The organism is Brevundimonas sp. NPDC055311 (assembly GCF_053645695.1).
The window spans coordinates 443,739-465,807 of record NZ_JBSHMV010000003.1 but is presented as its reverse complement, the minus strand read 5'-3'; the positions used below and the strand labels follow the sequence as shown (position 1 = coordinate 465,807).

Here is a 22,069-nt window from a genome sequence, read left to right as displayed (position 1 = left end):
AAGACGAGACGCCGCTCCGGCTCCGCAGCGAAGCCGAGCGCCCACATCTCCATCGTCATCAGCAGGGGCAGGCTGAACAGCAGCGCGCCGCCGAAACCGCTGCCTTCCGCTCGTGCGGCGTCCTGCATCGAAGTCATTCCCAAGCAACGCCGCCGTCCGGTTTCGGCTCCCGCAAGGGCTGTGCCCCTTAGTTCAGCCTGACCCGACGGTTGTTCGCTGAGAACGACCTTGCGGCCAGCTACCGAACCCTTGTGGCTCTGGATCGCGTCAAAGCAGGGATGTCGGTCGTCGTGCCCTGATTACTCTGCGACGATGTTGAGGTCCACTCCCCCGCTGGAGGACGTTCGGCGCGACGAGCCACCAAGGTCAGCAACGCGCCTTGAGCGATCATTGGCATCGGCGCCGAAAGCCGACACCGGTAGCGGCCAAGCGCTTGAACCGCGCCCAGCCCGTTGCTGACCTTTAATCTGCCCGCATGACCGAGATTTAACTGGCCGCGCGCCGGCGCCGCTGACTACCAAGCCTGAACATCATTCTGGTCCGTCATGCTCCTTCCCCTTCTCGCCGCCGTGTCGCTGATCCAGCAGCCTTCCGAACGTTTCGACGCCGAGACGCGCATCAAAGACGCCATCGCTGTCGTTCGCCCCGTGGCCTATCGCAGTCGGCAGGTCGACTGGGACGCCCTGGCCGAGGATATGCGCCATCGCGCCGAAGGCGCCCGCGACGACATCGACATGCTTCCGGCCTGGGCGGCCTTGGCGGCTGGATTGGGCGACGGCCATTCCTTCGTCCAACCGACCCCCGACGCGATCGCCGCCTGGCGCGAGCGATACGGCGACCGCCCGCTCATGCCTGACGCGCCGCCTCGGCCTCGTCCAGGTTCGCCGTTCATGAAGCGGGCGGAGATAGAAGCCCACACGCTTGCTATCGGCCCCGATCATGACGCCGAGTTGATCACCGTGCCGTCCGTCTCTGGTTTTGGTGAAAAGGCCATCGCCTACGCCTCTCGCCTGTTCGGCGCGGTCGCCAACGCCGGCCCGCGCAGCTGCGGCTATGTCCTGGACCTGAGAGGCAATACGGGCGGCAATGTGTGGCCGATGCTGATCGGACTTTCGGGTCTGCTCGGGGACGGTCCGCAGGGTCGGAGCGAAGACGTCGACGGGCGGATCGAGGACTATGCCACGCTGAAGGAAGGCTCCGCAGTCGTGCTCGCCGAACAGGGGCGCGGCCTCACAATGATGTCGATCGACGAGTGGCGCCCGATCCCGTCGCTCGCCGCCTCCCCCGTCGCGCTTCTGCTGGATGACGCGACCGCCAGTTCCGGCGAGGGCGTTGCGATCGCCTTCGCCGGCCGGGCGCTCACCCGCAGATTCGGCGCCCGAACCTATGGCGTCGCCTCCTCGAACGAAGGGTATCCTCTGGTCGACGGCGCCAATGTGGTCGTGACCACGGCCATGATGGTGGATCGAAACGGCCGAGCCTATCCTGATGGTATCGAGCCGGATCAGGTCATCGATGGTGGCGAAGATGCCGTGAACGCCGCCCGCGCCTGGCTCGCCCTCCAGCCCGCCTGCAAATAGGCTCCTGCCCTGGAGGCAAGACCCGGAGTTTCGTTCGCGTCCAACACCGCCGCTCACCGTCAGCCAGATAAACGTCCACCTTCTGCCCAGGCCCATTGGGCGTGGTCCACTGGAGCGTTTCTGGATTTCACCCAGGAAGACGCCAGAAAATGGGGACGCCCGGCGGGCGCCGAGCAGTTATTGAGCGGCCCTGAACCTGCGCATTTCATTATCGCATCGCAACCTAAAATTTGATCATATGTTTTAGGATCGAGAAAATATCAGGCAATTATTCCCCGTATGATATCGCGTCTCCGAGGCCGGTAAAAAATCTTTTGCCAAGTTAGCTGCCGCACCCTTTAATACGCAGATGCAAAAATCGGGATCATTCCACCCAGTTGTGTTCCGCAGCGAACCACCGTGGCTGGGAGAGCAGCGCACACGCGTCCTTGCGGAGATCACGCCAGAACCGACCGCCGGCGAGGCCGCTCAAGCCTGCGTCAGCCCCGCCCAGCCCGCCTGACATCATTTTTCCCGCGTCTTCTCCCCGAGACCCTCATGACCTCACAGACGATTTCCAAGGCCGCAGCATTCTGTTGCGGTCTTTTCGCCGTTGCGCTTTCAGCGCCAGCCCTGGCGGCCGCGCCGCCCCTACTGGAACACCAGGTCCCCTTGGCGCTGGACGGCTCGGGCACAGCCTGGATTCTCACATCGACGGCCCTGGTGCTCATGATGACGCTGCCGGGCCTGGCCCTCTTCTACGGCGGCATGGTTCGGAAAAAGAACCTGATCGCCACCATCGCTCATTCCACGGCGGCCATGGCGATCGTCACCGTCCTATGGTTCGTCGCCGGCTACGCCCTGTCGTTCGGTACGATCAACGGCGCGGCCAACAACTTCGTGGGAGGGCTTCAAGCCTTGTTTCTCAACGGGGTCGGAACCCACACCGCCCACGCCCTGACCCCGGGCCTGCCCGAGTTTCTGTGGATCGGCTATCAACTGACCTTCGCCATCATTACTCCGGCCCTGATCGCGGGAGCCTTCGCCGAGCGCATCAAATTCTCGGCCAGCGTGCTGTTCTTCACCCTGTGGCACCTGATCGTCTACGCGCCGATCTGCCATCAAGTCTGGGGTGGCGGCTGGATGGGAGAACTGGGCGTGCTCGATTTCGCGGGCGGCGCCGTCGTTCACGTCAACGCCGGGGTGGCCGGCTTGGTCTGCGCCGTCGTACTCGGCCCGCGACACGGTTGGGGCCGGGACAACATGGCCCCGCATAACCTGGCCTTCACCGCCATCGGCACCGGACTGCTGTTTGTCGGTTGGATGGGCTTCAACGGGGGCTCGGCCGCGGGCGCCAATGAGATCGCCGCCGTCGCCGTCTTCAACACCCTGCTGGCTCCCGCAGCCGCCGCCGTCGGCTGGATTGCGGTGGAGTGGACATTGAAGAAGAAACCAACTCTTCTGGGTCTGCTGACCGGCGTCGTGGCCGGCTTGGTCGCCATCACCCCCGCCGCCGGCTTTGTCGACCCTAAGGGCGCCTTCCTGATCGGCCTTATCTCAGGTCCGATCGCCTATGCCGGCGCAGTCTGGCTCAAGCATAAGCTCAAATATGACGACAGCCTGGACGCCTTCGGGGTGCATGGCGTCGCAGGAATTGCGGGAGCCTTGCTGACCGGCGTCTTCGCCAATGCCGCCATCAATCCGGCCGCCGAAGGGGCCACCGTCCTGAAACAGGCCATCGGCCTGAGCGGCGCCATGATCTGGAGCGCAGCAGGCACCTTCATGGTGCTCATGATCTGCAAATATACAGTCGGCCTCAGGGTCCAGACGGAGGCCGAGATCGAGGGCCTCGACTACAGCGAGCACGGTGAGGTCCTGCCCTAGCTCCGCCGCAAACCGCCTTTTTTTTCCGCGTCGACAAGCATAGCAGGCAAAGTCAGAACAATGAGCGCCGGGAGCAAGGCCTGCCTCGTGGACATACTGGAGCCGCTGCGCGCCCTGCCCGGCTACGGACTCGTGGCGCTGACGATCTTCGCCTATCGGGTCTGCGACAACGATCCCTACAACGAGGCCTCGGTCGTCGTGGCCGTCCGACGCCCCCAGGCACGCGGCTCGCATGCGGTGGAATTGGTACGGTCGATGAAGCGCCGCAGCTTCTTCGCCCACCTCCTTGCCCTCCCGGTCAACACCGACATTGCCCGTCTGCGCGGTGTCGAGGGCGATCAACCGCCCAAGTGGCTGACCCCGATCGATGTCGCCTTCTGGTCCCGGATTACGGCCTCGGTCGCCGTGCCGGACGGGACGCCGGACATCAGCCTCAGTCTGCCGACGCCGAAGTTCCGAACACTTCCCTCGCAGTCGCGCATGGGAACCAACACCATGTTGAACCGCATCGACGGCCAGCGGCGCCAGATTGCGTGCAGTCCAACACCCTGCGCTTCGCCCAGCAGGTCCTGCCTTCAGGGATCACACTGAAGCGAGAAGGCGGGCCGTTGACGCAACTGCTCGACGGCCTCGGCGCTTCAACCCTGGTCCAGTTGGATGTCACGCAAGACGCCCAACTTGTCCCTCACATGCCGACTCCAATCACGGCCGCCGGCCAATTCCGATAACCTCAGGAGAACACCCATGCCCTTCGTGACCACCTCCGACGGTGTCGACATCTTCTACAAGGACTGGGGCCCCAAAGAGGCTCAGCCAATCCATTTCCACCACGGCTGGCCGCTGTCGGCAGACGACTGGGACAACCAGATGCTCTTCTTCCTCAAGCAGGGCTATCGCGTCGTCGCCCATGACCGGCGCGGGCATGGGCGTTCGGAACAGGTCGGCGACGGGCACGACATGGATCACTACGCCGCCGACGCCTCGGCTGTTGCCGAGCATCTGGACCTGAAGAACGCCATCCATATCGGTCACTCGACCGGCGGCGGACAGGTGGCGCGCTACGTCGCCCGGTTCGGCCAGCCCCAGGGCCGCGTCGCCAGCGCCGTGCTGGTCAGCGCCGTGCCGCCCTTGATGGTCAAGACCGACAGTAATCCTGACGGCACGCCGATCGAGGTGTTTGATGGCTTCCGTGTCGCCCTGGCCGCCAATCGGGCGCAGTTCTTCATCGACGTGCCCGCCGGCCCCTTCTACGGCTACAACCGCCCCGGCGCAGACGTCTCACAGGGCGTGATCGACAACTGGTGGCGTCAGGGCATGATGGGCAGCACCAAAGCCCACTATGAAGGCATCAAGGCCTTCTCGGAAACCGATCAGACCGAAGACCTGAAGGCGATCACCGTGCCGACCCTGATATTGCAAGGCGATGATGATCAGGTCGTGCCCTACAAGACCGCCGCCCTGATGCAGGACAAGCTGCTGCAGAACAGCAAGCTGATCATCTATCCCGGATTCTCGCACGGCATGCTGACAGTTAACGCCGATGTGGTGAACGCGGACATCCTGGCCTTCATCAAGGGATGAGGGACGACGTCCACATGATCCCTCCGGACGCGGACGTGGCCGTACTGGATCGGCAAAGGCGCGCCTTCCTTCGGGACGGCGCCCCACTTCTCCCCTGACCGATTGAAAACGGCCCAAAGGCACTGCGCGGATACAGAACGCAAAAAACCCTGCAAGCCACTGAACTTGCAGGTTTATTGCTCCCTAGATTGGTATAACCAGGGAAGTTGTAAGTGCGGGAGGGCGCTGTCCTTGTTGGTATTGGCCGATGATCCTGCCCGGCGAGAAATGTCGGTGCGTGCTCCTCGGCAAACACGGTCCCGCATGAAGAGGCACACGATTCAAGTTGGTGGGAGATCAGGAGCCTCCCGTCGTTCCTCATAGAAGAATCGTACCATCTCAAACAAAGCCCCTACTTCTCGATTTGGCAGAAGGCAGATAGTTCGAAAAGCTTCCGCGAAGCGGAGCCACTCGGGGGTGTTACGGCCTCGGAAATATTCGCTATTTCCGGAAGCGCGCCGATCCTCTCCCCAATCCTGTTAGCCCATGACAACCAGACCATCACTGGTGGCGGGATTGGCCATGCGGATTTGCCGCACGAAAAGAGCATCTCCGCTGAGATGACATCAATCGCTAGGCGCCTGCGATCCGTTCAGGGGGCGACTGCTGCACACTGGGGCGCTCACCCCCGCTGGAGCGGCTGTCTTGCCCTACTCACTACTGCTGCCGCCCAGAGCACCCACCCGGGCGGGTCTTACCGAGCCGAGCGCCTATCGACGTCGAAAATCAGGAAGAGCTGCCAAGTCAAAGCCAGGATCGCCAGACCTGACAATATCCAGGGGTGACCGATCCAAAGGGCGGACCAGTCAAAGCTGCCATTGTTGATCTTCTTGATATGATTGAAATTCTGGCTGATCCCGACGACCAGGCCCATCATTCCGACGACGGCGGCGATATAGCGCGACCACAGGGCGTCATATGATTTCAGCATCAAGATGAGCGCCAGGACGCCAAGAGCGAACCGCTGGACCCGACAGTAGGGGCACGGGAAGACCAGGCCAGCCAGATCGACAGCCAGGGTGAACAGGACCACGGCAAGAATGGCGGCGCCCACGATTCGCCGGTTCAAAAGGGCGCTTCCCAGCAAACTCATGATCTTGTTCACGCCAGCTCCAATCCCATCAACCCCAGGGCACCTGCGCCCCACCCGATATAGCTTTGCCTGCCAGCGTCGCCGTGTGAATGCAATGATCGGATCGCTCGACAGCATGGGCGTCAATCCGGCTTTCGCCCTTTCCCGCCGGAGCCGTCGCTGCGGATGTTGATCCGATCGAGCAAGAGCTCGACGCGCAAGCCGCCCAGAGGCGAGTTCAGAAAGCGAACTTCGCCGCCATGGGCCTTGATCGTCGCCAGAACGATCGACAGTCCCAGCCCCGCCCCTTGATGACGACCGCCGGCTCCCCGAAAGAAGCGCTGTCCAAGTCGTGAAAGCTCGTCCGCAGCCACCCCCGCCCCGTCATCCTCGACGACCAGACGCGAGGACCGGAGCGTCATTTCCAGTCCGATGCGTATCCGCTTGTCCGCATGACGCCGGGCGTTCGCCAGCAGATTGTCGGCGGCCGCGCCAAAGCGAACAGGATCGACATACAGAAGGCCGTCCTCCCCGAAGAACTGAACCCTTTCATCCGAGGCGGCCGCAGGAAAGGCCTGCCTCAGGGTGATCAATCGGCGGTTTTCGTCCCGGATCGGGGTCTCATCCTCGCGCGCCAGCGCCAGCAGCCCCGCCACCAGCCGCGCCGTGCGATCGACCGAGGTCTGGATCTGCTCAAGCGCATGTCGCCGGATCGACGGGTCGTCCGTAGCGGCGGCGATCTGCGCCTGTATCCGCAGACCCGCCAGCGGCGTTCGCAGTTCATGCGCCGCCGCCGCAGTGAACTCGGCCTCTCGGCGCCGTGCGGCGCCCAGGCGGCCGATCAACTCGTTCAAGGCCAGGACGAACGGCTGCAACTCACGGGCGCCGTGGGACACGTCGATGGGAGCCAGATCATCGGCATCGCGCGCGCTCAAAGCGTCGGTCATCTGGCGGACCGGCGCCAAGCCTCGCCCGACCGACCACCAAATCAGGGCGCCCAGCGCCGCCAGACCCAGAACCGCCGGTCCGATCAGGCCCGTCACGACGCTTCCGACCAGATGTTCGCGGACCGCCAGATTGTCGCCGACCATCACCCGAAATCCGGCCTGCGGATCGCTGACGGTATAGACGCGCCATCGCTCCCCTAGAATCTCGCGCTCGGAGAACCCGTCCTCTCCGCCGGACAACTGCTCTACGGGCGCGCTTTGTGATCGTCCCAGCAACTGGCCGTCCATCGACCAGATCTGACAGGAGAGCTGGCGATCATAGACGTGGCCGGCCTTCGTTTCAGAGGCCTGGATGACAGGACGAACATCGCCCGCCCGCATCATCGAGGACACCATGCGGGCGGATTCCATCAGACGGCTGTCCAGAACCTGCTGCACCTCGGCGCGGGTATGCACCTCGGCCCACAGAACCGCCCCGCCCCATACCAGGGCGGTGACGAGAGCCAGTGTGGCGAACAGCCTGAAGCGGATCGATTTCATTGCAGCGTATAGCCGACGCCGCGAACCGTGCGGATGAAGCCGGCGCCCAGCTTGGCGCGTAGATGATGAATATGAACCTCGACGGCGTTCGAGCCGATATCCTCCTGCCAGCCATAGAGCCGCTCTTCGAGTTGCGCGCGCGAAAGCACCTGGCTCGGCCGCTCCATCAGAGCTTCGAGAACGGCGAACTCGCGACGCGACAACGACAGGTCGCCATCCCCACGCCAGGCCAGTCGGGCCTTTGGATCAAGGGTCAGATCCCCGTGACGCAAGGCGGGCGATGACCGTCCCAGCAACCGCCGCCGAACCGCCCTCAGTCGGGCGGCGAGTTCGTCAAGGTCGAAGGGTTTGCCCACATAATCGTCCGCGCCGGCGTCAAGCGCCTGTATGCGGTCGCGACTGTCGTCGCGCGCGGACAACACCACGACGCCGACATCCATGTCTCGCTCGCGCGCATATCGCAGCACCGACAGACCGTCGCCGTCCGGAAGGCCGAGATCCAGCACGACCGCGTCGAAGCCCGACGCCTCCAGCGCCGCCCTCGCCTCCTCGACCGTGGCGACCTGTTCGACGGTCCAGCCGCAAGCGCTCAGGCCGACGCTCAGCCCGTCGGCCAGAACCGGATCGTCTTCAATGGCGAGAATTCTCATGATTTCGATTTGCGGGTCGCGGCTTAAGCCTGACTTAAGTTCATTCTACGACCTGTCCCCGCCATGATGTCTCTCCAACGCTTCGTCAGCGTCATGCTGCTTCTGCTCATCATCGGTTTGGGCGGATCAGCATTGGCGCAAGCGCCCTTGCCTCTCGACCAGGCCTTCGTGCTCAAGGTGTCGCGCCAAGCCGACGGCGATGTGGCGTTCGACTGGACCATCGCGCCGGGACACTACCTCTATCGGGATCATACAGCCGCAATGGCGTCAGGCGCCACGGACGCCCTGCCGCTGAGACTGGCTCCTGGCGAGCGCAAGGATGATCCAGGTTTCGGCGTCGTGGACGTCTGGTACGGCAAGGGCCGCGCGGTCCTGTCGGCCGAGACCCTGGCTGCGGCGGGCGCGCCCCGTTCGATCGACATCACCTTCCAGGGCTGTCTTGAGGACGCCATCTGCTATCCTCCGACGACGCGGACCGTCGAAACGCCCGCGAAACCGAAATTGCCGGCATCGGCACCGACGACGCCCGCGCCGGCCACGCCTGTCGTCTCCGTCGTTCAACCGCCGAAGGACGTCTCGACCGAGCCGACCGGGCCATTGGTCGCACCGGCAGCCCCTGAGCCGTCGCCTCTCGCACCGTCTAAGGCGGTTCCGACCTCGGACGGCCTCGACAGCCTGGCGCTGAAAGGCGGCGCTGTGTGGGTGCTGGCCGCCTTCTTCGGCTTCGGCCTTCTGCTGGCCTTCACCCCGTGCGTTTTTCCCATGTACCCGATCCTCGCGGGCGTCATCGGTCGCGGCGTGGACGGCCGAGGAACAAGGCGAGGCCTGATCCTGTCGATAGCCTATGTTCTGGGTCTGGCCGCCGCCTTCGCCTTGCTGGGCGTCGCGGCCGCCTGGTCGGGTCAGAACCTGCAGGTCGCCCTGCAATCGGCCTGGGCCGTCGGCGGCCTCAGCCTCATCTTCCTGGCCCTGGCGATCTCCATGTTCGGCGGGTTCGAACTGCAACTGCCTTCGGCATGGACCAGTCGCTTCTCGCGCGAAGAAGGACAGGGGCGGCGTTCAGCGCCGTCCGCCGCCGCCATGGGTTTCGTTTCAGCCCTGATCGTCGGCCCTTGCGTCACCGCACCGCTGGCCGGAGCTCTGCTCTATATCGCCCAGACGGGAGACGTGGTTCTGGGCGCGGCGGCCTTGTTTTTCCTGGGGCTGGGCAAGGGCGTGCCCCTGATCGTGTTCGGCACCGCCGGAGCTCGCTTCCTGCCGAAGGCGGGTCCCTGGATGGACCGGGTCAAGATGGCTTTCGGCTTCGCGTTCCTGGGCATGGCCTGGTGGTTGGCCGGACGTATCCTGCCGCCGGCCGTCACCCTGGCGACGGGGGCGGCGCTCAGCTTCGCCGCCGCCGCTGTGCTCGGGCTCTTCAGCCCCGCGACGAACAATCTGATCTCGAACCTCGCCCGAAGCGCCGGACTGGCGGCGAGCCTATGGGGTGCCCTCATCCTGATCGGCCTCGGTCTCGGCGCGGTCGACCCCTGGCGGCCGCTTGCGCCTCTGATGTCGGCCAATTCAGGCGCGGCCGCGACGCCATCTGTCGTCCCGACCGCTATCGTCGAGGATCAGGCGACGCTGGAGCAGGCCCTGGCTCGCGCCGCCGATGTCCGCCGTCCGGCCGTCCTCTACTTCACCGCCGAATGGTGCACGATCTGCAAGGCCGTTGATCGTCGCGTTCTGGCCGATCCAGCGACGATCGCTGCGTTCGCCGCTGCAGACCTGATCAAGGTCGACGTTACCCGAAATACGGCTGAGACACGCGACCTGATGAAGCGCTACAGGGTGGCCGGGCCGCCGACCATGATCTTCCTGACCGCTTCATCCACCGAGGCGACCGGAGCCCGCCTGATCGGCGATATGACGGCCCAACAGGTCCAGACGGCGTTGGAACACGCCGGGGCGAGGTCATGAACGCCGTCTCCCTGGGCCCGCTGGTCCTGTCAGGCGAACGTTTCGCCATCCTGGCCGGCGTCTTCGTCTTCATCGTTGGAACGGGCCTTCTCGCCACTCGCGTCAGCCCTCGCTTCAATCTCTGGAGTAGCGTCGTCGCCTTCGGCGGTATCGCAGCCGCTCGCCTCGGTCATGTCCTGACCCATTGGGAGTATTTCCAGGACGATCCGTGGCGCGCCCTGGCGGTCTGGCAAGGCGGCTTCAGCTGGATATGGGCCGTGCCGGTCATCATCGCCGCGATGGTCGTGCTGCTGCGGACCAGGCAAGAACGCGCCTGGGCCCTGGCGCCGTTGGCGGTCGGCGCGCTCGTTTGGACGACAGCCTATCAACTGGTCTCCGCCACCGAGCCCCTGCCTCCGCCCCATCTCACCCTGAGCGCGCTTGAGGGGCCGCCTGTCGACCTGTCGGCTGTCGACGGTCGTCCCGTCGTGATCAACCTGTGGGCGACCTGGTGCCCGCCCTGCCGTCGGGAAATGCCCGCCCTGGCGCAGGCCCAGATCGAACACCCGGACGTACGCTTCCTTTTCATCAATCAGGGCGAAGGCGATGTCGTCGTGCGTCGCTTCCTGACGAATGAAGATCTGAACCTTCAATCCGTCCTGTTCGACACGGCGATGGAGGTTCCGCGCCACTATCGAACAGTCGGCATTCCCGTGACCCTGTTTCTTCACGCCGACGGCCGTCTGGCCAAGGCTCATCTGGGTGAAATCGCCCCCGAGCAGATCGCGACCGAAATCGCGCGTCTGAACTAGCCCGCATGCTCAAAGGAAGTCCCATGATCCGCAAATTCGTCCCCGCCCTCGCTGCAGCCGCGGCGGCGCTGGCCGCCTGCAGCCCCGCCGATGCCGACAACGGCGCCGCCGGGACAGCGGTCGTTCAGGACATGCCGCCCATCGCCAGGACAGGCTTCGACGATCTGTTGCACAATCCGGCCACGCCGTTCCTGGGCGCCGAGAACGCTGACGTCACCATCATCGGGTACGTCGACTACAACTGCCCCTACTGCAAGAAGATGTACGTCGAAATCGACGAGGTTCTAAAGACGGACCCCAAGCTCCGGGTTCTCTATAAGGACTGGGCCATCTTCGGCGCCGTATCGGAGAACGCCGCCCGATCCGCCCTGGCCGCCGGTTATCAAGGCAAGTATCACGCGGTCCACGCCGCGTTCATGAAGCATCCCTCGCGGGTCACCGACGATGAGATACGCCGCCTGCTTCAAGGCGCCGGGGTTGATCTGGCGCGGTTAGACCAGGATCTGGCGACGCACCGCGCCGAGATCGACGACGTGCTGATGCTCAATATGCAGGAAGCCATGGCCATGGGTCTGCAAGGCACCCCCGCCTTCATCATCAACGGCTATCTGATCCCGGGCGGAATGCCGCGAGCCCAGCTCGAAGCCATCATCGCCCGCCTGCGCACAGGCCAACCTCTGCGTTAAGGCTGCAAGGACTGCGGCGGCGGCGTCCAAACGACGACGTCGCCCGCCTTGAGCCCCGACAACACCTCGACACCCATCGGACCGACCTGGCCCACGACAATATCGCGCCGGACGGGCTCGGCGCCGCGCGCCCGAACCATGACGAAGGCGTTGGGCGCAGCCCCCTGGACCGCCTCAGGGGGCGCAACCAGGGCGCTCGGATTTTCATAGGCCACGATCGAGATGTTGGCGGTCATGCCGATCCGCACAGCCCGCGCGGCTTCGGGCGACAGGGGATCCAGCCTCACGCGCGCCTCAAACACGGCCTTGTTCGCGCCAGCTTCCATACTGGCCTCGCCCGCGACGCCTGTGACGACTCCCGTCAAGGTCTGTCCGCCGAAGCCAGGCCCGGTGACGACGGCCTTCTGTCCGGGTTGAATGGCGTTGAGGTCCAGCTCATCGAGCGTGAAAACCACGTCAAGCGCAGCTGTGCTGGCGATCACCGCTAAGGATTGCCCTTTGGCGACACGCCCTCCGGTCCGCACGACCTTGTCGGCGCTTTCGCCTTGCGACTCCGGCCGGACGATCACGCCGCCCTGCGGCGCGATGATGACGCCGTCGCCCCCGTCTCGCACTGCATCATACTGCGCCGCAGCGACAGCGCGTTGCAGCGATGCAAGACGCTTTTCTCCAGCGCCGGCTCGCCTGAGCGTTTCAGCGAGATCTTCGCGCGCGGAAACAAGCGCGGCTTCGCGCTGGCGCCGTTGCTGTAGAAGCCCCTCATGCTCGCTTCGGGGCACAAGCCCTCGCTCGAGCAACGCCTGGGTCTCCGCGATTTTCGCCTCAAGGTCGCTCAGGTCAGCTTCGGCGGCGGCGATCGTCCGGGTCGCGCGACGCACTTCTACGCCTCCTTCCCAACCGGCCATTCGGTCAGCCTCGGCGTCCGCCTTCAGCCAGGCGGATTCCGCTTCCGCCCGACTCCGCAGGACATCCGCGGCGTCAAGTTCCAGCAAGCGCTGCCCGACATCGATCTGATCGCCGTATTCAAACAGGACGCGGGTCACCCGGGCGTCGAACGGAGCGCTCAGATCAATACGCTCGCCAGGCGTCACCCGGCCTGAAAAGTTGACGGAAACAATAAAAGGCGCGCGTGTCATCGTGGCGCGCTGCTCCTCCATCGCGCCCTGGTCCGCCCCGCCGCGCGTCAAGCCGAACGCGGCTCCAGCGGTCAGAACCGCCACAACAGCCAGGGCGCCCTGCACTTTGCGAGATTTCAGTCGTTCAAGGAAATGCGCCATGTCTCAAGCGTGCTCCCGATTTGCTGATCCAGCGCTGTCAGCGCATTGAGGTACGCGATGTTGGCCGACAACTGCTGAGCATCGGCGGCGCGCAGGTCGGCCTGCAGAGACAGGACTTCAAAGTTCGAGGCCCTGCCGAAACGCAGGCGTTCCTGTCCGATCTCTAGAGCCTGCTCCGACAAGGCGCGAGCCCGCCGCGCCGCCTCCACCTGAAGCCAACTGGCCTCAACCGACTGAACCGCGTCCAGCACCTGGCTTTCCACCGACTGCTTCATTTCCTCGAAGGCCAGTTCAGCCGTCTGCATATTGGTGTCCGCCGCCAGCCAGCTTTGGCGCCTTGATAGATCACCGATCGGAATATTCAGCCGCAGTCCGACCCTCGTGTCGGTTTCATTAAAGCGATCAAGGAACCTGGGGCCGTCATCACGCGTGGCCGAGGCTTCCAGCGACACGTCCCAAAGCCGCTGATTACGCGCGACAATGAGCGACTGACGCATCTGTTCCAGAGACGTGCGCTGGGCCAGAAGATCAATGCGCGACGAAAAGGCCGTCGCCATCGCGCTATCCAGATCCACCTCAACACGGGCCGCCGCAACGGGATCGACCGCCACGACATTGGTGCGGGAGGCCAGGGCCAGCAATTGCAGAAGTCCCAGTTGGGCCGAAACCACCTGCTGGCGCGCCTGCAACACGGCCACTTCCTGATTGGCTACGCCGGACTCTGTCTGAACGATGTCGGAAGCCGCCATACGCCCTGCCGCGATAAGCGCCTGGTTCGTTTCGAGCAGTATCCGGGTCCGCGCCAGAGCTTCTTCGGCCAGGCGCACCTGCTCCTGAGCCTGGATCAAGGCGCGATAGGATGTGATGACGGCGCTGACCGTCCCGGCGACCGTCGCCTCCAACTGCAGCCGGTTGATCTCTTCCTGAAGACGAGCAATGCGGACCGGGGCCATGTTGACCGCCAAACCAGCGCCGCGCAGCAAGGGCTGACTCAGACTTACTCCCGCCGTTTCATACTCAGCCCCCTCGCCGATCAAAGGGTCTGCCCGAGCCCATACGAAGTTCACCGTCCCTCCCAACGGCGTACGCCAGGATGCTGAGGGGCTGATGACGATGTCGCCGTCGGTCTCGCCATCCTGACGTCGCTGCACGACCTCGATGCCGATCCCGCCTTGAGGGACGAAGGCGCGCTCGGCTACGCGCAGGTCGAAACGCTGAACCACCCGCTGCAGGTAGGCCGAGCGGATTCCGCGATTATAACGCAGGGCCAGGGCGACGGCTTCATCCAGCGTCAACTCCAGCGGCGCTCCCGCCGGAATAGGCGCGGCGGACGGCAAGACCACGGGTGAAATCGGACCGGGCGTCGCCTGGGCGCGCGCGTCCACCGCGATCATCGCCAAGAGGCTCGACACGCCCAGGTTTACGAAAACTCTAGTCCCCACGCAGAGCCTCAATCGGCAGAATCCGCGACGCCGCAATGGCGGGATAGAGACCGAACACCAGTCCCACACTCGCTGCGACCCCCGCCCCCAGAATCATGACGCCCCAGTTCACCGCAAATTCAAAAGGCAGGAACAGCGTCGCCAACCACGTCAGCCCCACGCCCAACACATCGCCCAGCACGCCACCTCCCAGAGCCAGGACGACCGCCTCGATCAAGAACATCATGCGGATGTCGCCGGGCGTCGCGCCGATGGCGGCCCGCAGGCCGATTTCGCGGCGCCGCTCCATCACGGTCATCAACATAACGTTCATGACCCCAACCCCGCCGACCAGCAGAGAAATGGAGCCGATCGCCACCAGGACTCCGCCCAGCATGGCCATTTGTTTCTTCATCGCCTGGATCATCGATCGGGCGTCCTGAACCCGCACAGGCGCCTGAGGCGTCGATAATGCGGCCGTGTAGCGCGTCACGGCGGCGGCCGTGTCCGCATCAGGGCGCAACCGGATCATCGCCCCCGTCGCACCGTCGTTCGGCATGACTCGGCGGGCGCAGGCCAGAGGAATCAGAATTGCGCTGTCGAACTGAACAGGGCTCATCACCTGATGCGGCACAGGCGCCAGAGCGCCCACGACAGTAAACCCGTAACCGCCGATACGGAGCATACTGCCCGGCCCGACCTCAGCGCCCGGCGCCGACAGATCCGCTGCCGCCTTCTGGCCCACAACCGCCACGAAGCTGCAATCATCCACCTGGCGCAGCATCCGTCCTTTCGTCGTCGACAAACCGGCCATGACGCCAATAGCAGAGGTCACCCCCGCCACAGTGAAGTTGCTAGACTTCTGGTCTGCGACGACGCCCAGACTCGTCGTGGTCAATGGCGCCGCCAAGACGGCGGCGGGGTCCTGCCGCACCAGTCTCTCGATCAAGGCAGGATCCATGCTGCCGAGCCCCTCGCTTTGCACAGACAGAACATCCACGCCTGTCTGACGAAAGCTCTTCAAGGCCTCCAACTGAGCAATGTGAGCGATGTTCATCAGGGCGACGATGGCGGCTGAGCCAATGACCACGCCTAGCAGCGCCAGGACTGAACGCCTCCCCTGGCCGCGCAGATTGGCCAAGGCTTCCAGCGCCAGTTCTCCCAGACCGACGCCCCTTCCCCTCACCCCTGTTCCTCTTGCGGCAGAACCCGGCCATCGCGGATTTCGATCACCCTATCGCAAAGCTTCGCCATGTCACGATCATGGGTGACCATCAGTATGGTGACGCCGAGGTCGCGGTTCAGCTGACGCAACAGGTCCATGACCTGCAAGCCCGTCGCGCTGTCCAGATTGCCGGTAGGCTCGTCTGCGAGGATCAGACGCGGCTCAGTCACCAGGGCACGTGCGATGGCTACGCGCTGACGCTGTCCGCCAGATAATTGTTCAGGGCGATGCCCAATACGATCAGACAACCCCACCCGGTCCAACATGGCCAAGGCCGCCGTTCTACGCTCAGCCCGTCCCACCCCGCGATGAAACAGCGGCAAAGCCACGTTTTCCCATGCGGTCAGGCGCGAGAGTAGATGGAAGGATTGGAAGACAAAGCCGATCAGCTCATTGCGAAAACGCGCAGCCTCGATCGAGGACAGAACGGCGACCGACCGACCATCGATGACCACATCGCCGCTATCGGGTCGATCCAGAAGACCGATAAGATTCAAGAGGGTGCTCTTACCTGAGCCCGACGACCCGACCAGAGCGGCAAAAGTTCCATCTAGCAGGGACAGTGAAGCATTCTGCAGGACAGCATTCTGATCATAGTATTTCGTGACCGAATTAACTATTAACAAGAATACACGAACCCCATTTTACAAGTAAAGCGCTCGTTACACGAAACTCGAATAATAAGATATACAGATCAATTATTGAAATAATACCACCACGATACTGTCAAATAATCTAACACTCAAGAGACCAGAGGAAGAATCCCTATATAAACCCTGAAAAGGGAGCCGCCTAACGGCGGCTCCCCGTGTATCAAGGATTAGTGACCGTGATATTCGGGTTCGTGGTGATCGCAAGATTAATATTGCAAGCCTTCGGCAGGAAGAAGGACGTACCGTCGGTCGAACCGGTGATCGAGCCTGAACCTGGAGAACCATTGGTCCAAGCGCCGCCGACGACATTCGCCGACGTCTGGTTACAATTTCCAGTTAAAGTATTAGCTTTAATACCCGTGACGACAAAATTCGCTCCGCTGGCATTCGGCGTCGCGGTAACCGTCCAGTCATTGGTAAAGGTAACAAGGTTACAGTTCGACCCTGTCCCCAAATTTTTGCCGTTAGCATGAACGGTGATGACATTTCCAGAAACGGTGGCGTCAAAAGTTTGAGCGCACGTCAAGGTAACAGACTGAGAAACAGTCCCAGAAACATTTACCTTGATGGCTCCAGAAGGAGTAATTCCAGCATAAGCTTGGCCGGCGACAAACAGCACACTTGTAGATGCAATAATAGCAATTTTCTTAAACATGCCAATCTCTCCGATTTATTTAAATCGACAACTTAAAGCTGTCGAGATCACTCTTTCATACTTATGGATAGTGTCAAATTATATTTACACCAACCTCAACATCCGTGCCTCCATTAATCCCGACATCATCCACAAACCGAACAACCAACTCATCGCGAAATTAGGTTAAAACCTCTTAGCCACGCTGAATCCAAACACCCTGGGATCAAGCGTAAATACGTTTGTCGTAAGCATAGAGTCATCACTGTTGGTGAAAGCATCAACTATAGGAGATTTGTCAAAGGCATTCTTAACATATGCTTGAACAATAATATTATCTTCTGAATTTTCCATTGTGAACGTTATGTTAGCATTGTCCCAACCCTTCAAACGATCGTAGTCCGTGTTGAAAATACGGAAATAACTTGATGACTGTCTATAATAATCACCACGAAGAGTTACGCCCCAATTGGACAAATGCCATGTATACTGAGCTCCTATATTTGCAGTGACTCTAGGCGCATTCGGCAGCTCATTCCCGCCAAGATCCGCGTCAAATCCACGACCACCATTCGGGGCGTCCGTTAAAGGATTATAGTTAAACCCGAAAATGGCCCAAAATGGATACAACGACTGGAAATCCGGATCATACGACCCAAGTCTCTGCGATCCGCCGCAGAATACCGCCAAAGCCGGCCCAGAAAGCATTTGCCCTAACGGATGGCTCATCACCTGCTCTACAAGGTCGGTCGGAGCAATGCAGTTCGAAGGTACCTGAACCCATGGACGGATGGTCATCCAATCCTTATTGCCTTGAGTTCTATTCATGACATCAATCGAACCCTCGCCGTCCGCAATCCTTGTCTTCAAGAAGCCCAGGTTAGCGTCGATACGGAAATCAGGCGTAGGTCTCCAAATGGCCTCCAATTCCAGCCCCATGGAAGTCGCGTCGAAATTTTCATTCAAAGAAATGCGATCGACGATCTGAGAGACCTGATAATCCTTATAATCATAATAGAAGGCCGATGCGTTCAAGCGCAGACGTCCTTCATCCAGATCTGATTTAATGCCGATTTCAAATGCGTTCACATATTCCGGCTCAAACGTTGATGATAGAGCCTGGTACTGAACCACAGCCGGATTTATGTCCGCCCTAGGAGGATTGGTGCCCCCCCCCTTGTATCCTCGACTGTATGACCCATAGACGAGGATATCATCACTCGGTTTCCAATCCAGGACGAGACGGCCTGTGACCGCGCTCCAGTTTTGTTTGACTTCCTCCATGGGGACATAGCCGCGAACAACGCTACCGCCAGAGGTAGGGCCAAAGCCGAGCGCATCCCAAGACCCAAGCAGGAGCTGGCTCGGATACGGGATCGTCTTTTTAGTGTCATCCGTATAACGCAACCCGGCCGTTAGACGGAGATCAGAGTTGATATCAAAATACCCCTCCCCAAACACTGCCCACGATCTAGTGGAGACGACATTCTTGCTTCTGAAGTAATTATGCCCGTCTCCAGCAAGGTTACTTATCGGAGTCTGGTCAACATAAATGCATTCCCCCTCCGACCCGTCCACGCATTCATTGTAACTGATCGGAGAGAAAAGATCAGTTGTCGCATCGTAAAAATACTTAGCTAAATAAGTAAACGTATTATTGAATACGTAATAATTATCCTCAGTCTTGAAATCTATATAGTTGGCGCCAAGGTTAAAATTAAACCGTCCGCCACCATGGGATTGAACTCTGAATTCCTGTGACCATTGCCGATTGTCAGATAGGCTCAGGTCTGCGGCTTCCATGCGATTTGAGGCCCCCAATTGGGGATCTATGAAACGCCCACCGGGAGCTGTAGCGGTATCCCAAGGCTGTCCTTGCACGCCATATCGACCGTCGCTGTCATTAAAAATCGGATTAGACATGTAACGGGCATAGTCTTGGGTAGAATAAAAACTATCCTCCGTATAAGCCGTTTGAGAATGAAATGTAACATTTTCAAGTATCTTGTATTCCAAATTCAGCTGGAACACATCATTGCTCGCGCGAAATTTTGGATCATAGCTCGTCGCAACTTCACGAAGATTCCGTGATTGAGTCACGCCTTCATAGGGATCCACACCAGCATTGATCGCATATACTGGATTCCGTGCAAAAAGGTCGGGGCTGTCATAGCCCAGACCCACGCCCGACAAGATGTAGAGCTGCGAGAGCCCGGAACCATTGGGAGCACCGTAGGCGCTGTCGCTATACAGAGATACAGGGAGACACCCTTGGCTCATCCTTCCGCGATCCGCGATATTCGCAATCGGCGCAGCGCCCACCTGACTGGGCCCCGGATCACGGGTACAGAGTTGCTTTCCAGTACGGGAGCGGTTGTCGTCCTCGTTAAAGTGCTCCCAGATCAGATTGGCGTTGAACCGGTCGCTTGGCTCCCACGCTGCAGAAAGCCTCGTGGAGTAAAGATCTCGATTATTGATATCTGTATTAAGGAAGGTGTTATGATCAAACCCATCCCGCTTGGTTAGCGACGCAGCCCCCCTCACCCAGAAGGTGTCAGTTAGAGGGATGTTGACCATCATCTGGCCCCGCGCAGACCCGTAGTTGCCTGCCTCAGCCTTGAGCATGGCCTCGAAAATCGGCCCCGGCAGGTTGGGAATCATGTTGACCACGCCGGCGGTAGCGTTGCGGCCATAGAGGGTGCCCTGAGGTCCGCGCAGGACCTCGACCCGATTCACGTCCAGGTATTCCTGTTCAAAAAGGCGGTTGCGTATAAGCGGACTGTTATTGAAGCTGACCGCCACAGCAGGATCAGATGCCGCCGAGATGGCCTTGGTCCCGATCCCGCGGATCGAGAAATTATACATGCTGAAATTGTTCTTGGAGAAGCTGACGTTGGGAATGGCCCGCATCAGCTCTGAACCGCCCTCAATCTTCATGGCGTCCAGGTTCTCGGCTGAGAGCGCTGTAACGGCGATCGGCACATCCTGAATAGATTGTTCACGCTTCTGGGCCGTGACGATGATGTCGCCGACCGACGTTGCGTCCTGGGAAGGCGCTGCATCCTGAGCCAGCGCAGGGCCAGCCGCGACAACTAGAGCGAAAGCCGACGCGGTGACAGCCAGACGCGCGCGATTACAGGCCGCTGAAGCCATGAAAACCCTCCCCTGCACGGCCCTGCTCCCCAGCTGGACCGAATGCTTCCTCCCGCCTTTGTGTTGAGCTGACGACGAGGCGGATGCGCCGAAAGCTGACGCTATCGATCCACCTATTCATACGCATGTCAACAGCTTACTTACATAGATGTCTTGTGACCTTACGGAAGCTTTTCATCTTCTCCCGCAGCGCACTCATTGTTCTCCTCTCTCCACGTCCGCTCCATGTCCCGGATTTGTTTGAACGAATGCGAACGCCGCACTTGTATTTACATAATTGTTAGTGAAATCATGCTGCATTCGCTTTTTTAGGAGGACATGATGGACGGGGACGTCATTGTCGTTGGCGGCGGGCTCGCAGGCCTGGTTGCGGCGCACGAACTGACAAGGGCAGGCCGCCGTGTTCTGCTGGTGGACCAGGAAAACGCGAGCAATCTTGGCGGCCAGGCGTTCTGGTCGTTCGGGGGCCTGTTCCTGGTGAACTCGCCCGAGCAACGACGCCTGGGCGTGCACGACAGTTTCGACCTTGCCTGGCGGGATTGGCGGGGCAGCGCGGGCTGGGATCGGCTGGACGGCCCCTTGGCCGAAGACGAATGGGCGATGCGCTGGGGCCGCGCCTATGTTGAGTTCGCCGCCGGTGAAAAACGCGACTGGCTGCGTCAGCATGACATCAAGCTGACGCCCATGGTCGGCTGGGCGGAGAGAGGCGCCGGCAAGGCGTTCGGCCACGGCAATTCGGTTCCTCGCTTTCATGTCGCCTGGGGCACGGGAACGGGCGTGTCGGAGCCGTTTGCGCACCGAGCCAGAGAAGCGACGAGAACCGGGCGGCTGACCTTTCACCACCGGCACAGGGTCGATCAGATTCTGGTCGAAGGCGGGCGGGTGACCGGCGTTGCAGGCGCCGTGCTGGCGCCCGATGACGCGACGCGAGGCGCCCCCTCCAATCGCCAGGTCATCGGCGCCTTCACCCTGAAGGCCGACGCGGTGATCCTGGCGACCGGCGGCATCGGCGGCAACCATGAGATGGTCCGCCGCTACTGGCCCGAACGGCTGGGCGCGCCGCCGAAGACCATGATCACCGGCGTGCCCGCCCATGTGGACGGACGAATGCTGGACATCGCCGCCGGGGCCGGCGCGCGCCTCGTGAACCGGGACCGCATGTGGCACTATGTGGAGGGCGTGCAGAACTGGGCGCCGATCTGGCCCGACCATGCGATCCGCATTCTGCCGGGACCGTCGCCGCTGTGGTTTGACGCCCTGGGGCGGCGCCTGCCATTCCCGGCCCTGCCCGGCTACGACACCATCGCCACGCTGAAACATCTGCGCACGACGCCCGACCTGATCGAGCACGACCACTCCTGGTTCATCGTCACCGAGACCATGCTGGCCAAGGAGTTCGCCCTGTCGGGCTCGGAGCAGAACCAGGACATCACCAACCGCAACCTTCTGGGCGTCTTGCGTTCGCGCCTGGGCAAGGCCGCGCCTCGAGAAGTCGCCGCCTTCCGCGACCAGGGCGCCGACTTCGTGGTCGCCGACGACTTGGAGGCATTAGTCGGGAAGATGAACGGCCTGACCGACAGACCGCTGCTGGACGCCGCCCTGATCCGCGCCCAAATCGAGGATCGCGACGCCCAGATGGCCAATCCCTACGCCAAGGACGCGCAAGTTCAGGGCATTCACAACAGCCGGCGCTATCGCGGCGACCGCTGGGCGCGCACCTCAGCGCCGCACAGGGTGCTGGACCCGACGGCCGGGCCGCTGATCGGGGTCAAGCTGCACGTCCTGACGCGCAAGTCTCTGGGCGGACTGCAGACGGATCTGTCCAGCCGCGTGCTGACGCCGGACGGAACGCCGCTGGAGGGACTCTACGCCGCAGGCGAAGCTGCGGGCTTCGGCGGCGGCGGATTGCATGGTTACAATGCGCTGGAGGGCACCTTCCTGGGCGGATGCATCTTCTCGGGACGGGCGGCGGGGCGCGCGCTGGCGGGCCAGGCCTAAGAG

Annotated in this window: 18 protein-coding genes; 8 read left to right on the top strand and 10 right to left on the bottom strand. The window is 61.8% G+C overall.

Annotated features, from left to right (window positions below; genetic code table 11):
• The coding region (locus ACWIDZ_RS13445; RefSeq protein WP_453989477.1) for a DUF2391 family protein at positions 1 to 128 on the bottom strand (128 nt) is incomplete at its 3' end.
• Between the two features lie 417 nt (positions 129 to 545).
• On the opposite strand from ACWIDZ_RS13445, the gene ACWIDZ_RS13440 reads away from it, so the two are divergent.
• The 4 genes from ACWIDZ_RS13440 (at position 546) to ACWIDZ_RS13425 (ending at position 5,024) form a co-directional block, all read left to right on the top strand.
• The gene (locus tag ACWIDZ_RS13440; RefSeq protein ID WP_453989471.1) at positions 546 to 1,580 is read left to right on the top strand and encodes a S41 family peptidase; all 1,035 of its coding nucleotides are present in this window, start codon (positions 546 to 548) and stop codon (positions 1,578 to 1,580) included.
• A 537-nt stretch (positions 1,581 to 2,117) separates the two neighbouring features.
• Positions 2,118 to 3,443 carry an ammonium transporter gene (locus ACWIDZ_RS13435; protein WP_453989470.1) on the top strand — a complete coding sequence of 442 codons (1,326 nt, stop codon included), beginning with the start codon at positions 2,118 to 2,120 and terminating at the stop codon, positions 3,441 to 3,443.
• An 87-nt stretch (positions 3,444 to 3,530) separates the two neighbouring features.
• Complete coding sequence (locus ACWIDZ_RS13430; RefSeq protein WP_453989469.1) at positions 3,531 to 4,034, top strand: hypothetical protein; 504 nt, start codon at positions 3,531 to 3,533, stop codon at positions 4,032 to 4,034.
• A gap of 153 nt (positions 4,035 to 4,187) precedes the next feature.
• On the top strand, positions 4,188 to 5,024 hold the full coding sequence (locus ACWIDZ_RS13425) for an alpha/beta fold hydrolase (RefSeq protein WP_453989468.1): 837 nt from the start codon (positions 4,188 to 4,190) through the stop codon (positions 5,022 to 5,024).
• A 733-nt stretch (positions 5,025 to 5,757) separates the two neighbouring features.
• On the opposite strand, the gene ACWIDZ_RS13420 is transcribed toward ACWIDZ_RS13425, so the two are convergent.
• From ACWIDZ_RS13420 to ACWIDZ_RS13410, 3 genes are read right to left on the bottom strand one after another with little or no spacing between them, the layout of a single operon-like run.
• The gene (locus tag ACWIDZ_RS13420; protein WP_453989467.1) at positions 5,758 to 6,273 is read right to left on the bottom strand and encodes a disulfide bond formation protein B; all 516 of its coding nucleotides are present in this window, start codon (positions 6,271 to 6,273) and stop codon (positions 5,758 to 5,760) included.
• A gap of 5 nt (positions 6,274 to 6,278) precedes the next feature.
• Positions 6,279 to 7,622, bottom strand: a complete 1,344-nt coding sequence (locus ACWIDZ_RS13415; RefSeq protein ID WP_453989466.1) for an ATP-binding protein — start codon at positions 7,620 to 7,622, stop codon at positions 6,279 to 6,281.
• Entirely contained in the window at positions 7,619 to 8,272 is a 654-nt protein-coding gene (locus tag ACWIDZ_RS13410; RefSeq protein ID WP_343829313.1) for a response regulator transcription factor, read from the bottom strand. Before ACWIDZ_RS13410 ends, ACWIDZ_RS13415 begins: the two co-directional genes overlap by 4 nt.
• Positions 8,273 to 8,335: 63 nt before the next feature.
• Here ACWIDZ_RS13410 and dsbD point away from each other — a divergent pair, with 63 nt between their 5' ends.
• Genes dsbD through ACWIDZ_RS13395 form a run of 3 tightly spaced genes read left to right on the top strand, consistent with a single transcriptional unit; the run spans position 8,336 to position 11,705 of the window.
• Positions 8,336 to 10,228, top strand: coding sequence for a protein-disulfide reductase DsbD (dsbD, locus tag ACWIDZ_RS13405; RefSeq protein ID WP_453989465.1), 1,893 nt, complete (start codon positions 8,336 to 8,338; stop codon positions 10,226 to 10,228).
• Entirely contained in the window at positions 10,225 to 11,019 is a 795-nt protein-coding gene (locus ACWIDZ_RS13400) for a prolipoprotein diacylglyceryl transferase family protein (protein WP_453989464.1), read from the top strand. The genes dsbD and ACWIDZ_RS13400 overlap by 4 nt, the downstream gene beginning before the upstream one ends.
• A 23-nt stretch (positions 11,020 to 11,042) precedes the next feature.
• Complete coding sequence (locus tag ACWIDZ_RS13395) at positions 11,043 to 11,705, top strand: DsbA family protein (protein WP_453989463.1); 663 nt, start codon at positions 11,043 to 11,045, stop codon at positions 11,703 to 11,705.
• Here the strand turns inward: ACWIDZ_RS13395 and ACWIDZ_RS13390 are convergent.
• The 6 genes from ACWIDZ_RS13390 to ACWIDZ_RS13365 all read right to left on the bottom strand — a co-directional run bounded on the left by ACWIDZ_RS13390 (position 11,702) and on the right by ACWIDZ_RS13365 (position 20,068).
• Positions 11,702 to 12,982 carry an efflux RND transporter periplasmic adaptor subunit gene (locus ACWIDZ_RS13390; protein ID WP_453989462.1) on the bottom strand — a complete coding sequence of 427 codons (1,281 nt, stop codon included), beginning with the start codon at positions 12,980 to 12,982 and terminating at the stop codon, positions 11,702 to 11,704. The genes ACWIDZ_RS13395 and ACWIDZ_RS13390 overlap by 4 nt on opposite strands.
• Positions 12,958 to 14,277 (bottom strand): TolC family protein, encoded by a 1,320-nt coding sequence (locus ACWIDZ_RS13385; RefSeq protein ID WP_454071132.1) that lies wholly within the window; start codon positions 14,275 to 14,277, stop codon positions 12,958 to 12,960. The genes ACWIDZ_RS13390 and ACWIDZ_RS13385 overlap by 25 nt, the downstream gene beginning before the upstream one ends.
• 136 nt (positions 14,278 to 14,413) lie before the next feature.
• Positions 14,414 to 15,544 carry an ABC transporter permease gene (locus ACWIDZ_RS13380; protein ID WP_453989461.1) on the bottom strand — a complete coding sequence of 377 codons (1,131 nt, stop codon included), beginning with the start codon at positions 15,542 to 15,544 and terminating at the stop codon, positions 14,414 to 14,416.
• Positions 15,545 to 15,585: 41 nt separating this feature from the next.
• On the bottom strand, positions 15,586 to 16,254 hold the full coding sequence (locus ACWIDZ_RS13375; protein WP_453989460.1) for an ABC transporter ATP-binding protein: 669 nt from the start codon (positions 16,252 to 16,254) through the stop codon (positions 15,586 to 15,588).
• 187 nt (positions 16,255 to 16,441) lie between these two features.
• Positions 16,442 to 16,936, bottom strand: coding sequence for a hypothetical protein (locus tag ACWIDZ_RS13370; RefSeq protein WP_343829306.1), 495 nt, complete (start codon positions 16,934 to 16,936; stop codon positions 16,442 to 16,444).
• Positions 16,937 to 17,101: 165 nt separating this feature from the next.
• Complete coding sequence (locus tag ACWIDZ_RS13365; protein WP_453989459.1) at positions 17,102 to 20,068, bottom strand: TonB-dependent receptor; 2,967 nt, start codon at positions 20,066 to 20,068, stop codon at positions 17,102 to 17,104.
• A 318-nt stretch (positions 20,069 to 20,386) separates the two neighbouring features.
• Between ACWIDZ_RS13365 and ACWIDZ_RS13360 the strand changes: the two genes are divergently transcribed.
• Positions 20,387 to 22,066 (top strand): FAD-binding dehydrogenase, encoded by a 1,680-nt coding sequence (locus tag ACWIDZ_RS13360; RefSeq protein WP_453989458.1) that lies wholly within the window; start codon positions 20,387 to 20,389, stop codon positions 22,064 to 22,066.
• The last annotated feature ends 3 nt before the right edge of the window (positions 22,067 to 22,069 follow it).

Coding starts and splice junctions, on each gene's coding strand:
- ACWIDZ_RS13395 (WP_453989463.1), top strand. CDS start 11,043: ATGATCCGCAAATTCGTCCCCGCCCTCGCTGCAGCCGCGGCGGCGCTG.
- ACWIDZ_RS13415 (WP_453989466.1), bottom strand. CDS start 7,622: ATGAAATCGATCCGCTTCAGGCTGTTCGCCACACTGGCTCTCGTCACC.
- ACWIDZ_RS13370 (WP_343829306.1), bottom strand. CDS start 16,936: ATGTTTAAGAAAATTGCTATTATTGCATCTACAAGTGTGCTGTTTGTC.
- dsbD (WP_453989465.1), top strand. CDS start 8,336: ATGATGTCTCTCCAACGCTTCGTCAGCGTCATGCTGCTTCTGCTCATC.
- ACWIDZ_RS13400 (WP_453989464.1), top strand. CDS start 10,225: ATGAACGCCGTCTCCCTGGGCCCGCTGGTCCTGTCAGGCGAACGTTTC.
- ACWIDZ_RS13360 (WP_453989458.1), top strand. CDS start 20,387: ATGATGGACGGGGACGTCATTGTCGTTGGCGGCGGGCTCGCAGGCCTG.
- ACWIDZ_RS13365 (WP_453989459.1), bottom strand. CDS start 20,068: ATGGCTTCAGCGGCCTGTAATCGCGCGCGTCTGGCTGTCACCGCGTCG.
- ACWIDZ_RS13410 (WP_343829313.1), bottom strand. CDS start 8,272: ATGAGAATTCTCGCCATTGAAGACGATCCGGTTCTGGCCGACGGGCTG.
- ACWIDZ_RS13440 (WP_453989471.1), top strand. CDS start 546: ATGCTCCTTCCCCTTCTCGCCGCCGTGTCGCTGATCCAGCAGCCTTCC.
- ACWIDZ_RS13435 (WP_453989470.1), top strand. CDS start 2,118: ATGACCTCACAGACGATTTCCAAGGCCGCAGCATTCTGTTGCGGTCTT.
- ACWIDZ_RS13390 (WP_453989462.1), bottom strand. CDS start 12,982: ATGGCGCATTTCCTTGAACGACTGAAATCTCGCAAAGTGCAGGGCGCC.
- ACWIDZ_RS13420 (WP_453989467.1), bottom strand. CDS start 6,273: ATGCTGTCGAGCGATCCGATCATTGCATTCACACGGCGACGCTGGCAG.
- ACWIDZ_RS13425 (WP_453989468.1), top strand. CDS start 4,188: ATGCCCTTCGTGACCACCTCCGACGGTGTCGACATCTTCTACAAGGAC.